Origin of the sequence: Breoghania sp. JC706 (assembly GCF_037026715.1) — a bacterium.
GTDB lineage: Bacteria > Pseudomonadota > Alphaproteobacteria > Rhizobiales > Stappiaceae > Breoghania.
Genome location: NZ_JBANCG010000003.1, coordinates 82,835 through 96,226 on the forward strand (window position 1 = coordinate 82,835; position 13,392 = coordinate 96,226).

General features: G+C 63.6%; 13 protein-coding genes. 2 read left to right on the top strand and 11 right to left on the bottom strand.

Annotation, left to right across the window (positions count from 1 at the left end; genetic code table 11):
- Nucleotides 1–30: 30 nt before the first annotated feature.
- The 11 genes from V2L18_RS06360 to V2L18_RS06410 all read right to left on the bottom strand — a co-directional run bounded on the left by V2L18_RS06360 (nt 31) and on the right by V2L18_RS06410 (nt 10,131).
- Entirely contained in the window at nt 31–519 is a 489-nt protein-coding gene (locus V2L18_RS06360; RefSeq protein WP_336177107.1) for a hypothetical protein, read from the bottom strand.
- 11 nt (nt 520–530) lie between these two features.
- The gene (locus tag V2L18_RS06365) at nt 531–791 is read right to left on the bottom strand and encodes a hypothetical protein (protein ID WP_336177108.1); all 261 of its coding nucleotides are present in this window, start codon (nt 789–791) and stop codon (nt 531–533) included.
- Nucleotides 792–793: 2 nt separating this feature from the next.
- Nucleotides 794–2,053, bottom strand: coding sequence for a flagellar hook protein FlgE (gene flgE / locus V2L18_RS06370; protein WP_336177109.1), 1,260 nt, complete (start codon nt 2,051–2,053; stop codon nt 794–796).
- A gap of 10 nt (nt 2,054–2,063) precedes the next feature.
- On the bottom strand, nt 2,064–2,729 hold the full coding sequence (locus tag V2L18_RS06375) for a FlgD immunoglobulin-like domain containing protein (RefSeq protein ID WP_336177110.1): 666 nt from the start codon (nt 2,727–2,729) through the stop codon (nt 2,064–2,066).
- Between the two features lie 186 nt (nt 2,730–2,915).
- A complete protein-coding gene (locus V2L18_RS06380) occupies nt 2,916–3,383 on the bottom strand; it encodes a periplasmic heavy metal sensor (protein ID WP_336177111.1) in 468 nt (155 codons plus the stop codon).
- A 20-nt stretch (nt 3,384–3,403) separates the two neighbouring features.
- Nucleotides 3,404–3,943 carry a hypothetical protein gene (locus V2L18_RS06385; RefSeq protein ID WP_336177112.1) on the bottom strand — a complete coding sequence of 180 codons (540 nt, stop codon included), beginning with the start codon at nt 3,941–3,943 and terminating at the stop codon, nt 3,404–3,406.
- A 192-nt stretch (nt 3,944–4,135) separates the two neighbouring features.
- Entirely contained in the window at nt 4,136–4,546 is a 411-nt protein-coding gene (locus tag V2L18_RS06390) for a flagellar export chaperone FliS (RefSeq protein ID WP_336177113.1), read from the bottom strand.
- A gap of 2 nt (nt 4,547–4,548) precedes the next feature.
- The gene (gene fliD / locus V2L18_RS06395) at nt 4,549–6,240 is read right to left on the bottom strand and encodes a flagellar filament capping protein FliD (RefSeq protein ID WP_336177114.1); all 1,692 of its coding nucleotides are present in this window, start codon (nt 6,238–6,240) and stop codon (nt 4,549–4,551) included.
- 145 nt (nt 6,241–6,385) lie between these two features.
- The gene (locus tag V2L18_RS06400) at nt 6,386–7,948 is read right to left on the bottom strand and encodes a flagellin (protein ID WP_336177115.1); all 1,563 of its coding nucleotides are present in this window, start codon (nt 7,946–7,948) and stop codon (nt 6,386–6,388) included.
- Between the two features lie 159 nt (nt 7,949–8,107).
- Nucleotides 8,108–8,830, bottom strand: a complete 723-nt coding sequence (locus V2L18_RS06405) for an RNA polymerase sigma factor (RefSeq protein ID WP_336177116.1) — start codon at nt 8,828–8,830, stop codon at nt 8,108–8,110.
- Nucleotides 8,831–9,090: 260 nt separating this feature from the next.
- Nucleotides 9,091–10,131, bottom strand: coding sequence for an AraC family transcriptional regulator (locus tag V2L18_RS06410; RefSeq protein ID WP_336177117.1), 1,041 nt, complete (start codon nt 10,129–10,131; stop codon nt 9,091–9,093).
- A 256-nt stretch (nt 10,132–10,387) separates the two neighbouring features.
- On the opposite strand from V2L18_RS06410, the gene V2L18_RS06415 reads away from it, so the two are divergent.
- Both V2L18_RS06415 and peaA read left to right on the top strand, forming a co-directional pair.
- The gene (locus tag V2L18_RS06415) at nt 10,388–11,812 is read left to right on the top strand and encodes a tryptophan 7-halogenase (RefSeq protein WP_336177118.1); all 1,425 of its coding nucleotides are present in this window, start codon (nt 10,388–10,390) and stop codon (nt 11,810–11,812) included.
- Nucleotides 11,812–13,386 (top strand): quinohemoprotein amine dehydrogenase subunit alpha, encoded by a 1,575-nt coding sequence (gene peaA, locus V2L18_RS06420; protein WP_336177119.1) that lies wholly within the window; start codon nt 11,812–11,814, stop codon nt 13,384–13,386. The genes V2L18_RS06415 and peaA overlap by 1 nt, the downstream gene beginning before the upstream one ends.
- Nucleotides 13,387–13,392 lie beyond the last annotated feature (6 nt).

Below are 13,392 nucleotides of genomic sequence, written 5' to 3' on the forward strand. Positions count from 1 at the left end.
TCTCAGGCCCGGTTGAGCGTTCGGGTCGTTTCAGACTTCCACACCCGGACGCAGCGAGACCGGCCGGGCTGTATAGGACGGGCGCTCGTAACGCGCATTGCCGCCATAGGCGGACGGCCGCGTCGTCTCCTGCCGGATCGCCCGCATAATGGTTTCCACCCGGTGCCGACTTGCCGCGATGGCCTTTTCCAGACGCGTGCCGTTCTCGTAGAGGGCGGCATTCAGGGTACGGCCGCGCTCGAGCAGGGCGGAGGCGAGTTCCGGCGTGGCGGAAGAGACCATCGCCTGCTGCAGTCGCACGTTGCTGAACAGTGAGCGGAATTCGTCGGCCAGTTCGTGCTTGCGCTTGACCATGTCGCCGAGCGGTATCGGCATACCTTCCGCCAGGTGGCGGTTTTCCTGATCCATCAGTGCGAGCAGCGCATCGGCGAGCGAGATCATGTTTGTGATTGCCGTATCCACATCCTCCCGCGAGGGAGCGGGCGTTTCGGCAGGAGACGGGGGTTCGGAACCGCTCATCGGTCTTTCCTTCAGCGACGGGGATTGGCGGTCATGGCAGCCGTGCGGGCATAGGATCCGGCGGCGGCGGTAGCCGCGTGCAGGCGCCGGATATCCGTGCCGACTTCGGCCTTGCGTGCCTCGAGTGCCGGACGGAGGTCGGCCAGCGATTGACGCAGGACGAGAAGGGCGAGCCGACCCCCCGATCGCTCCTTGCCGTTGCGGATGGCATCGAGTTCAACCATTCGCTGGCGCAGGGATTCAAGCAGGGGGTCGCGCTCGCTCTTGATCATGATCAGCGCACCGCGCTCATCAGCGTGTCGAACATGTCGGCCGCCGTGGACATGATCTGCGAAGCGGCGGAATAGGCCTGCTGGGCCGACAGCATGCGGCTGAATTCCTCACTGGTATCGGTCGTGCTCGATTCCAGGTAGCCGCCGTTGATGGTGCCGGCGCTGCCCGTGCCGGCCTGCTGGATGATGCTGGTGCCCGAGGAATTCGTGGAGGCATAGACGCCGCCGCTCATCTCCTTCAGTCCGTTTTCGTTGCCGAAGGTGGCCACGGGGATCTTGTAGATCGTGCGGCTTTCGCCGTTGGTGTAGCTGGCGACGACAGAACCATCGTCTGCGATTTCGATGCCGGAGAGCGAGCCGTAGGCGAGGCCGTCCTGGCTGATGGAGTCGATCGTGATGCTCGGGTCGCTGGAATCGGAGGAGAGCTGGGTCAGCCCGTCAGACTTGCCTGCCGTGCCGAGGTTCAGCGTGATGGTGCTGTCGGCCGCTCCCGTCGACCAGTCCGAGACGGTGATCGTCGCTGGATCGGGGTTGGTGGAGGCAAGAGAGCCGTCCTCGTTGAAGGTGATTTCGATCGCCGTGGTGGAGGTGTCGCCGCCATCGACGCCGGTCGACGAGATCGTCGGGTCGGAGAAAGACATCTCCCAGGTGTTCTCGGCGGTCTTCTCCCAGGTCACCTCCATCGTGGAGCTTGTGCCCAGTGAATCGTAGATCTCCACGGTGGTGGTGAAGGTGTCTCCCACCTCGGCGTCGGCCGGCAGGTTCGCCTGCATGTCGATCTCGGTCGTGGCGCCGACGGAACTCTGGTAGGCATCGGTGTCGATCGCCACGAGCGAGCTTTCGCTCGTGCCGCCGATGATGTTGCCGTCCTCGTCGGTCTCCCAACCCATGAGGTAGTAGTCGCCGTTGACGAGGTACCCTTCGTTGTCGATCTCGAATTCGCCGTTGCGGGTGTAGTAGGACGAACCGCTGCCGTCGGTCGTGGTGGACACCACGAAATAGCCTTCGCCGTCGATCGCGAGATCCGTGTCGGAGGACGTCGCGGTCAGCAGACCTTGCGCGGAATTGTTCGACCGCGTGGAGCTGGTCACGCCACCGCTCGAACTCGCACCGGAACTTGCCACCAGGCTCTCGAACGAGGTCGAGTTGGCCTTGTAGGCAGTGGTTCCGGAATTGGCGAGGTTGTCGGCGATGTTGGAAAGCGCCTGGCTCTGGGCGTAGAGCGAAGAGACCGCCGAATTCAATGCACCTGCAATACTCACGGCCTGCTCCTTAGGACTGGATACTGAGGATGTTGTCGACCTGGATTTCGGCATCGCCGATCTGGAGAACGGTTTCTCCGGACGAGGAATCGATGCCTGTGACGATCCCGGTCACAGTGGTCGTGCCGTCGATGGCTTCGCCGTCGGCGTCTGTGGCACTGACCGAGATCGTGTAGGTGCCGCCGTCGGCGAGCTGGGTGCCGTCGGTCGTGGTTCCGTCCCAGGTGAAGGTGTGGGAGCCGCTGTCTGTCTCGCCGTCACCGGTCCATACGGTGTTGCCGTCGGAATCCGTGATCGTGATCGTCGTGCTCTCGGCGGCTGAATCGAGCGTGTAGCCCCAGGTAGCCGAGCCATCCTGCAGCGTCGTGGTGTTGCCGTAGGCCTCCACCGTGGTGCCCAGATAGCCGAGCCCGGATCCGGAGATCATGCTGCTGACAGAATCGACCAGCGTGCTCAGCTGGTCGCTGATCGAGTTCTGGGTGTCGTAGCTCGCATAGGAGACCATCCGATCGAGGTACGTATCGGTATCGGTCGGATCGAGCGGGTTCTGGCTCTGAAGCTGTTCGAGCATAAGCTCGAGAAAATCTTCACTTGATAGGCCAAGTGTCGAAGAGCTCGATGAGGAACTCGCCGTTGTGGTCGTCGCGCTGTAGCTGTTGACCGTCGAAATAGTCATTTCCGCACCGCCGATATTCGCTGTGACGAATTGGCGGGCGCTCGATCTTTTCGTGCGAGAGATCGGGCCGCCCGTTCTGTTTAAGAAACGGACGGCGAGCGGAGATCAGGCGAAGTAATTTTTAGAAATTACAAGGAAAATATTGCCGATGAAAAGATTTTACCTAGGCAAAAAATGTCATGTCTTTCACCGTGGGGGCGGACCCGGGGGGCCGAAGGGGCCATTCTCGATGATCCGGCCAACGGCGCGGCGGTCTTCCCGGCTGAGTTTCTGAAGTGCTTCCGAGGCGTTGCGAAGGGTCCACGTGTCGAGGTCGGCGCGCGCACCCGTCATGTCGCCGACGGCAGCGTCAAAAGCCTGCTTGTCGAATTCGGGCGCCTCAAGCGCCTCGATCATTTTTTCCCGGGCCTGGCGGGCACCCGACTCCATCTCCTGGAAATGCGGACGCGCGTTCTCGATCAGGGCATGGATCTGCGCATAGCCGTCCGCTGACAGCCGTTCCTTCATGACGCGGTCGATGCCTGCAAGCGGTTCGGGAGGTGGCGGCGGCCGGTAGAAGCTGCGGCTGGAAATCCACCCCGCGAGAAACAGGTTCAACGCGACAGAAACGAAAAGCAGGTTTGCAAGTAAAACGACGAGGCGTCGTCTTGTCATGATCAGTGTTCCGCCTCGGTTCAGGTGCGGTCGAGATAGGAGAACAGGGATGCCATCACATTGTAGGACGACGAATCAACGCCTTGTTCATTGAAGATGTAGCCGGCACCGAGGCCAGCTGCAAAACATATGGCAAGGGTCGCGACGGGCCTCACGAGGCTGCCGGATCCAAAAATGGGAGACAGCAACTCGCGATACCATCTCGCGGGCGCCTGGATCGATGAACGGGATGCGGCGGCAATGACCGGGGCCGCCCCGGGCGCACTCGGCGGCGCCGAGCGCGGTGCAGCAGAGTGCAGACCGGCGGGATTGACAGCAGCCGCAGGCGCGTTCGTCTCGGTCATCGCACGGGCGACGATCCGCCCGGCGAGGCCTGCCGGCGCCTTGACCGCGGGGGTGGCGGCGAACAGGCCGTCCAGGGCCTTCGCCTCTTCCAGAAGCCGGCGCGCTTCAGCGCTCTCCGTCAGGAGGGCCCGGGCCGCCGTGGCCACATCCTCCGGCCAGGTCGCGATCCGGGAACCGTCCTGGTCAAGCCGGTTTTCGAATTCCTCGAGATTCATGGGTTCCCTTGCACCAGCGCCAAATGAGCAGACAGAGCCTTTGTATCTGATAGATACAAACTACATCTCGGGCGAAAGTTAGTCCATGTCAGGGCAATAGCGACCATCGGAGCCAATTCGCATGAGCGAGCGTCGACGCTCGCCACATGCGTTCGGGCGCTCGATGGTCGGGAATCTCGAATGAGCCGCTTCTTATTCCGCCGCTTCTGCCGGCGTTCCACGCGGCAGCAGGGTCGTCATCGTCGCCCAGGCGTCGCGCAACTCGATCAGTCCCTCGCCGAGCCGGTGAAAACGCTCTGCCGCGTCGGGCTTTCCCACAGTCTGCGTCAGAGCCCGGATCACGCTGGAGTAGGTGTCCAGGAGTTGCCGCGCGATGTTGCCGCCCGCGTCCAAGTCGAGGGCCTGACGAAGCCCGCGCAGGATGCTCACCGCCCGGAGCATCTGCACCTGGGCTTCCTCGTAGTACTTATTCTCGGTCGCATCCGCTGCCCGTTGTGCGGCATTGATCGCCTCGTCATAGAGAAGGACGACAGCGGTGACGGGGGGGACGGTCGTCGTTGCCTTGCGGTAGGCCGAGATGGCCTGGTTCATCATGACGCTCATGGTCAGTCGTTCCCGAGATTAAGGATGGCTTCGATGTAATCGAGAGAAGATTCGGCTTCCTCGATCGCGGCCTGATAGGCGGCATAGCGCTCGGTCAGCATTTCCTCGTAAGTCTCCGCACGGTCGCGGATGTCGTCGGCCTTTTCCTCCAGATCCTCATTGGTCTCTGTCAGGCCTTCGATCAGGTCGGTGAGGGTACTGTCGTCCTCGTCGGCCACCGTGTCGGTGGTAACGAACAGGTTTTCCGCGATTCCGGAGGTGAAGGTAAGGTCCACGGTCTGGGATTCGTCTCCGGTGAAGACGAACGTGATGCCCTCGTATTCGGTGCCTTCCGCGCCGATGATGCGTGCGCCGTCCACGGTGAAGAGCGTGGTGTCGCCATTCACCGAGACCTCCGTGACATCTCCGTCCTCGCCCACCGTGATGTCGAGGGTGAGTTCGGAGGGCATGCTCGTATTGCGGCGCAGAAGCGAAATGTCGCTGGATGAACTGCTCATCTGGAAGGTGAGCAGGGACTCCACCATGTCCAGGTCGTCGAGCAGCGCACTGTTGAGCGTCGACTCGTCGTATTCCAGATAGTTGTTCTCGTCGTAGGACAGCCCGAGAAACGCCATCGATTCGCTGTCGATGATCGTCGACAGATCGTCGGCAATCGAGGAATTGGTGGAGCGCAGCGTCCCGTCCGCAAAGAGCGTCGCGTCGTCGGAAGCAGTGCCGGCGGAACTCACCTCCTGCTGGGTCAAGGCCCATTCGCGATAGGCGTTGTAGGCGTCCACCAGCGCGATGATCGCCTCCTTGATGGTGCTCACGTCGGATGAGACTTCCACCGAAATCGAAGCGTCTTCGCCGGTCTCCTGGTAGAGATTGAAGGTCACGCCATCGAGCACGTCGTCGATCGTGTTGCTGGAGCGTGTGATGGTGATGCCGTCGAGCGTGATGATGGCGTCCTGAGCGGCCTGGATCTCGTTGGCGTAGTCGCCGTTTTCGTCGGTGATGCCGAGCGCCTGGGCTATGTCGGTGCCATCGCCCGCCGTCATGACGATTTCCTGGCCCGTCTCCGTTCCCGAGAGGATGAGCTGATAGGTGTCGTCGGACACCTTGAGCACCGTGGCCTGCACGCCGGTCGTCTCGGATTGGTCGTTGATCGTGGAGGCGATCTCCGCGAGGGTCATGTCCTCGGTAATGTCGAACTCGACCGCTTCGCCGTCCTCCAGCCCGATCGTCAGGCTGCCTTCGAGGCCGAGTTCCTCGGTGCTCGATTCGTATTCCGAACTCGCAAGTTTCTCGACCTTGGCGAGTTGCAGGATCTGGAGATCGTAGGTGCCGACGTTCGTGTCGTCGTCCACGGTCACCACGACGGCGGACTCCGCGTCCACGTCGCCGACCGCGGTCAGATAGGCCTCGCGGTCCGCGAAGACGTCGTCATCGTCAAGGGTCGAACCCGTGGAGCCGCGCAGCGCCGTAGCCGCGTCGTTGATGTCCTGCAGGAGATCCTGCATTTCCTCGTAGGCGGCGATCTTCGTCTCGTTTTCGGTGATCTTGACGTCGATCGCGTCGGCCGGTGCGGTCTTGGCGGCGACCGCGACCTCGATCAGCGCGTCCCAATCGATGTCGGCAGCATCCGAAGAATAGGAATAGGTCGAACTCGAGACCGTCGTCGTGGTCGTCGAGGTTGTGCTGGAAACATCGCTCATGGCCGGGACCTCGCGTTATGCGAACCGGACCGCGCGGCAACGCATGGCCGCGCGGTCGGGGCTTTGTCTGGAGCGGCCGGGTCTTCCGGGACAGCGACGGTTTCGGGGCTGTCGGTATGTCCGTGGAAGACCCGGCCTCTTCTGCTTACTGCAGAAGCGACAGCAGGTTCTGCGGCATCTGGTTGGCCTGGGCGGCGGCGGCGACCGCGGCCTGGACCTTCACCGAAGACGCGGACAGAGACGCCTGCTCGGAGGCGATGTCGACATCGCTGATGGCCGATTCCGCGGCTTCCAGGTTTTCGATCGAGGTGTCGATCTGGGCGGAGCGGAATTCGAACCGGGACATGGTCGCACCCATCTCGGCACGGGCGTTGGAGACCGTATCGATCGCGGTGTCGAGGAGGGAAAGGGCCTCTTCGGCGCCGGCCTGGGTGGAGACGTCGAGATCGGCGATGCCCAGATCCGTCGACGTCAACGACTGGATGGTCAGCGTGATCGTGTCGGAGGCGTCGGAGCCGACGACGATGTCGGAACCGGTCGTGTCGGCGTCCGTCGCGGTCCCGGTGGCCGAAGCGGTGGCTGTGGTCAGGCCCAGATCGGAGAGGGCGAAGTCATCGGTGCCGTCAAGGCTGCCGGTGAGGTTGTCGATGGTGACCGTCGCCTTTTCGCCCGACGTGCGGCTGGTGAAGGTCAGTGCTCCGGTATCGGCGTCGAGGCTTGCGGTGACGTCGTAGTTGCCGTCCTCGATCAGCGCCGCATTGATGGAGCTGACAAGTTCGGAGGCCGAATAGCCGACATCCTCTCCTGTGTCGTTGGAAAGTGTCACGGTCGTGCCGTTGACGTCGAAGGAGACTTCCTGGCCGTCGGAGAGCGTCAGCGCATCGCTTGCCGAGTACGTTTCGGTGCCGTCGCTGTCGGTATCGGTGAGGCCGAGAGTCGTCAGATCCGCGGAAGTCAAGGTGGTGTTGCTGCCGCCGGCCGCGACGTTGTCTATCGTGATGTCGGAACCGTCGACGGCGGTCAGGGTCAGGCCCGAGCTGTCGACACTTGCCGTTACGCCCGTGGTTGTGCTCTGGGCATTGATCGCGTCGACGATCTCATCGGCCGAGATGGAGGTGCCCGTTGCCGTGAGGGATATGGTCGTGCCGTTGACGTCGAAGCTCAGGGTGTCGCCGGCGGTCGTGGCGATTGTGGAGGACGAGGTGAGCGAGCTTGTCGCCGTGGTGGCGCCAGACAGCGTCGAGGTGACTTCGGCCGCCGTCTTGACCGTGTCGTCGGAGAAGTCGGAGGTTCCGTCGAGCAGGGACTGGCCGTTGTAGCGGGTGGAGGTCGAGATGCCGTCGATTTCGTCCACGAGCTGGTCGAATTCCGCCTCGATGTAGGTGCGCTCCGTGTCCGTCACCGTGCCGGAGGCCGACTGTGAAGCCAGCGTCTTCATGCGCTCCAGGATGTCGGAGATGTTCGCGGCGCCGCCGTCGGCCGTCTGCAGGATCGAGATGCCGTGCGAGGCGTTGGTGGAGGCCTGCTCCAGAGCCGAGACGTCGGAGGAGATCTTGGTGGAGATCGCCAGGCCCGCGGCGTCGTCGGACGCCTTGGTGATGCGCGAACCGGAGGCGAGCTTTGCCAGCGATTCCGACTGGTCGGAGGAGTTGATGTTCAGGTAGCGGACCGCGGTATTTGCGGCGGTATTCGTCGAAATGACGGGCATGGTGTTCTCCTGATTTCTTCAAGATCAGCGCCCGCTGCCAGGCGCGACACTGACGCGCTTTCCTGCGCGCATGCCTCTACAACGGTGGCACAGGCGAAAATCAGGCGATTTGTTCTTCGATGTGCTGACTTTTTTCGTTAGCGGAACGTAAATCAAGAGTTAATCATTAGTAAACAGCGAGAGGACATCTCTCCCGCTGTTGCGCAGGATATGCTTGAGTTTCTGCCGTCCGCGCTTGAGGAGCGACTCCACCGCGAAGATCGTCGTGTTCATGACCTCCGCGATCTCCGCATTGCTCAACGCTTCGGTGTAGGAAAGAACCAGGGCGACGCGCTGCTGTTCCGGGAGGCGCTCCATGGCGACGGCGAGCTGCTCGGTTGCCTCGTCGCGCAGCAGGCTCTGCATCTGGTCGCAATGGTCGTCCGCCACCTCCGGCAGCACGTCCATCGCCTCAACTTTCGGCTTGCGCAGCATGTCGATGCAGCGATTGGTGACGACACGGTACAGCCAGGTCGAGAACTTCGCCTTGCCCGGCTGCCATTCGCCGCGACGTGTCCAGACCTGAAGAAAGGCGTCCTGAACGACATCCTCCGCGTCGGCAGGCGAGCGCAGGATGCGCAAGGCGACGGCATACCCTCTGTCGACGTGACGCTCCACGAGCAGCCTGAAGGCCGCTTCGTCGCCAGAGCCGATGAGGCGCAGCAGCTCATCATCGCTTGCCGCCTGCATATCGCGTTCCGTTTTCTTCGCCCGATCATGGGCGACCGGCTTGTCCATCTCTATGGCCGGACATTCGGCCAGTTCAGAGGTTGCCGTCGCGAAGGCCATATTCAGGATCTCCCCGCCTGCCGCAGTCTCCACCGACACTTCAGTGGAGTTCATCTCTGAAACGGGCGCAGGATAGAAATCAGGCTGTAAAAATTCGGTATCGGAAGATTTTTATTGAAAATATATTAGGAATAATCTGCCTATTGCTAGGAAAAAATTGCCTATCTATAATATATGCAAGAATACGAGAAAGTATATTTCTGATTTCTCCTAGAATTTTGTATTGACCGTAGCGACGGGGCGCACGGCAAATTTCGCCTGCCGCACGCCTGACCCCGGGCGAAAATAAACGAAAAATAATCTGCGGCCACCCCTCAGAGGGGATTTGCAGGATCTTGCGAGGGGAGCTGAAAAAGCCGCCTGTAGCGTTTTGGCGTCAGGCCGGTGCGACGCTTGAAGGCGCGTTCGAAGGCCGTCTGGTCGGAATAGCCGAGCTCGAAGGCGATTTCCGCGAGCGTGTGGGAGGACGCGGCCAGAGCCTGTCGTGCCACGCGGAAGCGGCAGTCCTCCAGAAGGGCGGAAAAGCGCGTTCCCTCCGAAAAAAGGCGGCGGTGAAGGCTGCGTCGGGAAAGGCCGAGGTCCCGCGATATCGTCTCCTGATCGGCGGCGCCGGTCCCCAGACCCGCATAGATCGCCATGCGCGTGCGTTCGGTGAGCGAGGTCGTACGGGTCGTGTCGGCGAGACGGCGCGTGAGATTCTCGAGGCATCTGCGGTGAAGGCCGCCGTCATGGCGCGTCATCGGGGCATTGAGGACGCTTTCGGGAAAACTTAGGGCGTTGGTTTCCGCCTCGAAGACGCAGAGGCAGCCCGTTGCCTCGCCCCAGGCGGAGAGCGTGCGGGCGGTTGCATGCTCAAAGCAGACGAGATCAGGCGTCCAGTCCGGGCCGGCACCGCGGCGGATGAGTTCCCGCAATACGGAGAGCGTGAATTCCGCATCCTGCCGGCGTGGCCATATGTCGGGATTGAGGATGCGGTAGCTGAGCGTCGCCATGCCGTCTTCGACCTCAAGCTGCATCTCGGTTTCCGACTGCACGAAGCGGATGAAGCGCACGAAGGTCCGCAGCGCCGCGCCAACCGTCGGCGCGCTGACCAGCGCCTCGCCGAGATCGCCAAGGTCCGCGAAATCGAAATGGCGGCCCGACTGCCAGCCGATCCCGGGCTGGGCCAGGGCTGAGGCACCGTCCTCGTAGATCGCGACGAAGGAGGACAGGGGGATCTCGGTTCGCCGGTTTTGCCACGCGCAAACCGGCACTCCGCTGCGGCGGCCGAAATCAGCGGGTTCGAGGCCCCGCTCGTCCAGCAGGCTCTGCAATCCGCTCAACGCGCCTGAGACGATGGTCGCTCCCCCCGGCATGGCGTCTTCCCTATCGGGCTGCTTCCGCAACGGCTACACTGCCGTGTCGCTGCTGCGGGAAGTGGCATGGCGAAATACAGAGCAAAGCAAAACTTAACGTAGCGCGCAATCTGCCGCCGCGCGTTTTTGTCCCTGCGTCAAATTGGCCGAAAATGTCGAGAAGCCGCCTGCGCATCTGCCCTTAGATGGCGGATGGAGAAAGAACTCCGGCCCGAAACCGTGAAAACACGGGCGGCACCGGAGGAGGGAACAGGCTTTGACGACTTTCCACGAGGTGGCCGTCGTCGGTGGAGGCCCCGCCGGCGCGTTCGCGGCCTGGCAGCTTGCGCGCGCCGGTATCGGCGTGGCGCTGATTGATCCGCAGGGCACGGATATCGCTGCCGGCCAGCCGGAGCACCGGGCTCAGACGCGGCTCGAAGGGCTTGGCGATCGCGTGGCGCATCTGCTGGCCGCGAAGGGGCTTGGCCGGGTGCTGGAGGCGGCGACGGCCCCTGTCCGGCGCTCGTTGCGCTGGGCAGGTCTCGCCCAAAGCGCCAATCGCGAAAGGCTGGTGGACCGGCATCTGTTCGACGCCCTTCTGCGGCACGAAGCGGTTGCGGCCGGAGCGGTCTTCCATCGCGACCGGCTGGCGGGCACATCGGTCCTTGCGGTTCGCGAAGGCGTGCGGCTCTCGCTTGCCAGCGGCAAACAAGTTTGCGCCCGGCTGATGATCGATGCGCGCGGCCGGCAGGCCCGTGCCGGGCGGCGGCTGATGGGGCCGCAGACCCTATCCATCGCCGGCTTCGTGACGGGCGGCCGCCCCACGCTGAACGATGCGGTCGGTTCCGACGAGGCGACCGCTCATGTGGAGGCGACGCCCCAGGGGTGGGTTTGGGACGTCACGCATCCCCGTCTCGGCCGGTGGGTCCAGATTTCCATCGATGCGGGAGATCTCCAAGGTGCCGGGCAGGCCGGGCTTGCGGAGCGTTTCCGGCGCTTTCATTCCCAGGAACAGTTCGAAGGCCGATACGAAGCCGGCCGATACGAGGGCTGCGTCATCGACGGGCCGCTGCGGGCGCGAAACTGCGGGCTCGTCCTGTCCGCAGGCAGCCTGACGCCGCCGGTCATCCCCATCGGGGACGCCGCCGTCGCAATCGATCCGCTGTCCGGTCACGGCCAGTTCTGGGCGCTTTCCTCCGCACTTTCCGCGCTGCCGATTGTGGCGCAGTTGCTTGACGACAGGCAGGACGAAAGCGGGCTTGCCCGGCGTTTCTTCGAGGACCGCGTGGTCGGCACCTTCTGGCGGCAGGCGCGCGTGGGGCGCGATTTCTATCGCCTCGAGCGGGACCTCGCGGAGCATCCGTACTGGGCCGCGCGCGCCGGCTGGCCGGATGCCGAGCCGTCCCATCCGCAGGTAGCTGCCGCCCGGCTGGAGCGCCGCGTCGTCGTGGAGTCCGGCCGGCTTTGCGAGCGCGAGGTGCTGGTGACGCCGATGGATCCCGACGGTGTCGCCTTCGTCGCGGGCATCGCGGTCGGCGATCTGGTGCGCGCCGGCAGCGCGGGGGAGGGCGTGACCCTTCGCCCCGAGGCCGCGCGCGCGCCGCAGCCCGTCATCGGCTGGCTGGAGAGCCGGGGGCTCAGCCCCGCGTCCAACGAGATAACCACAAGCACAAGAAGCACCACCACGAGGGAAACCGCATGATGAAACGACTTCGAGCCGGCCTGCCGGCCGGTGCCGTGGGGTTGATGCTGATGATGCCGGGCGCCGCCCTGGCTCAGGCGGATGCTCCCGATCCCGCAACCCTTCTCGCCGATACCTGTGGTGCCTGCCATGCGGCGGATGCCTCCGGCGCGCTTTCGCGCATCAACGGCCAGCGCAAGACGCCGGAAGGCTGGCTGATGACCATCGTGCGCATGCGCCTCTTCCACGGCATGGTCATCGATCCCGCCACGCAGGCGACGCTGGTGCACTATCTCGCCGATACGCAAGGGCTCGCACCCTCGGAAGCCGAGGACTTCCGCTACATTCTGGAGCGCGAGCCGGCGGTGGTGGAAAAGGTCGAGGCGCCGCTTGCGGAGATGTGCGCGCGCTGTCATTCGGCCGCCCGCATCGGCCTGCAACGGCGCACGCGGGAGGAATGGAACCTCCACATCGATTTCCATGTCGGGCAATGGCCGACGCTGGAATACCAGGCGCTGGCTCGCGACCGCGACTGGCTGAAGATCGCACGCGAAGAGGTCGTGCCGCTGCTGGCGGAAAAATACCCCTTCAAGGCGGATGCCTGGGACGCCTGGAAGGATGCGGCAAAGCCCAAAGCCACGGGCGGCTGGGTCTTCACCACGCGCCTGCCGGAAAAGGGTGAGGCCTATGGCAAGCTGGAGGTTTCCGGTTCCGCGCAGCCCTTTACCGTCTCCGGCACACTGAAGACGGCGGAGGGTGAGGAAATGCCGGTTTCCGGCAAGCTCAACGTCTACACGGGCTACGAATGGCGCGCGAACCTCACCATCGGCGATACGGTCTATCGTCAGGTGCTGGCGATCTCGCCGGACGGCACGACACTCACCGGCCGGCAGTTCCTGCATGACGAGGACAGCCTCGGCGGGGCGTTCAAGGCGGTGAAGGTCGGCAGCGGCGCGCTCATCGCAGGCACGGTTCCCTCCACATTGCCTGCGGGATCCGAGGCGCGCGTCCAGATCGTCGGGGCGGGGCTTGAAAGCGCATCGCTTTCCGGCGCGCTGGAGGCCTCGGGTGGTACGGCCAACGATTACGGCGTGGCGCTCGATGTGGCGCCGGCCGCCGACACGGATGGCGCGGTCAGCGTGGCCGCGGGCGATGCCGGGCTCGAAGGCGTACTTTCCGTCTACAGCCACATCGATAGCCTGAAGGTCGAACCCGCCTTCGCCATTTCCCGCGTCGGCGGGGACGGCGGATCGGCGCCTCGGGTCAAGGCGCGGTTTGCGGCCATCGGCTTCTGGAACGGACCGGACGGAAAGCCCGGCACGGAGGATGACGTTCGCATCGGCGAAGTGCCGGCGTCTTGGTCGGTCGCGCCCTTCAACGAGGAAGCAGAAAAGCTTGAGGACGTGAAATACGCCGGCGACATGAATGCCGATCTCGGCATCTTCACGCCGTCTGTCGCCGGCCCCAACCCGGAGCGACCGTTTTCCACCAACAACGCGGGCAATCTGGAAGTGCTGGCGACGAGCGGCGAGGTGTCCGGCGAGGGACAGCTCATCGTCACCGTCCAGCGCTGGAACGATCCGCCGATCCACTGAGGGAGC

Excerpts from the sequence above, each read along its gene's own strand:
- peaA (WP_336177119.1), top strand. The coding sequence starts at position 11,812 with ATGAAACGACTTCGAGCCGGCCTGCCGGCCGGTGCCGTGGGGTTGATG.
- fliD (WP_336177114.1), bottom strand. The coding sequence starts at position 6,240 with ATGAGCGATGTTTCCAGCACAACCTCGACGACCACGACGACGGTCTCG.
- V2L18_RS06400 (WP_336177115.1), bottom strand. The coding sequence starts at position 7,948 with ATGCCCGTCATTTCGACGAATACCGCCGCAAATACCGCGGTCCGCTAC.
- V2L18_RS06360 (WP_336177107.1), bottom strand. The coding sequence starts at position 519 with ATGAGCGGTTCCGAACCCCCGTCTCCTGCCGAAACGCCCGCTCCCTCG.
- V2L18_RS06365 (WP_336177108.1), bottom strand. The coding sequence starts at position 791 with ATGATCAAGAGCGAGCGCGACCCCCTGCTTGAATCCCTGCGCCAGCGA.
- V2L18_RS06375 (WP_336177110.1), bottom strand. The coding sequence starts at position 2,729 with ATGACTATTTCGACGGTCAACAGCTACAGCGCGACGACCACAACGGCG.
- V2L18_RS06380 (WP_336177111.1), bottom strand. The coding sequence starts at position 3,383 with ATGACAAGACGACGCCTCGTCGTTTTACTTGCAAACCTGCTTTTCGTT.
- V2L18_RS06410 (WP_336177117.1), bottom strand. The coding sequence starts at position 10,131 with ATGCCGGGGGGAGCGACCATCGTCTCAGGCGCGTTGAGCGGATTGCAG.
- V2L18_RS06385 (WP_336177112.1), bottom strand. The coding sequence starts at position 3,943 with ATGAATCTCGAGGAATTCGAAAACCGGCTTGACCAGGACGGTTCCCGG.
- V2L18_RS06405 (WP_336177116.1), bottom strand. The coding sequence starts at position 8,830 with ATGAACTCCACTGAAGTGTCGGTGGAGACTGCGGCAGGCGGGGAGATC.
- V2L18_RS06390 (WP_336177113.1), bottom strand. The coding sequence starts at position 4,546 with ATGAGCGTCATGATGAACCAGGCCATCTCGGCCTACCGCAAGGCAACG.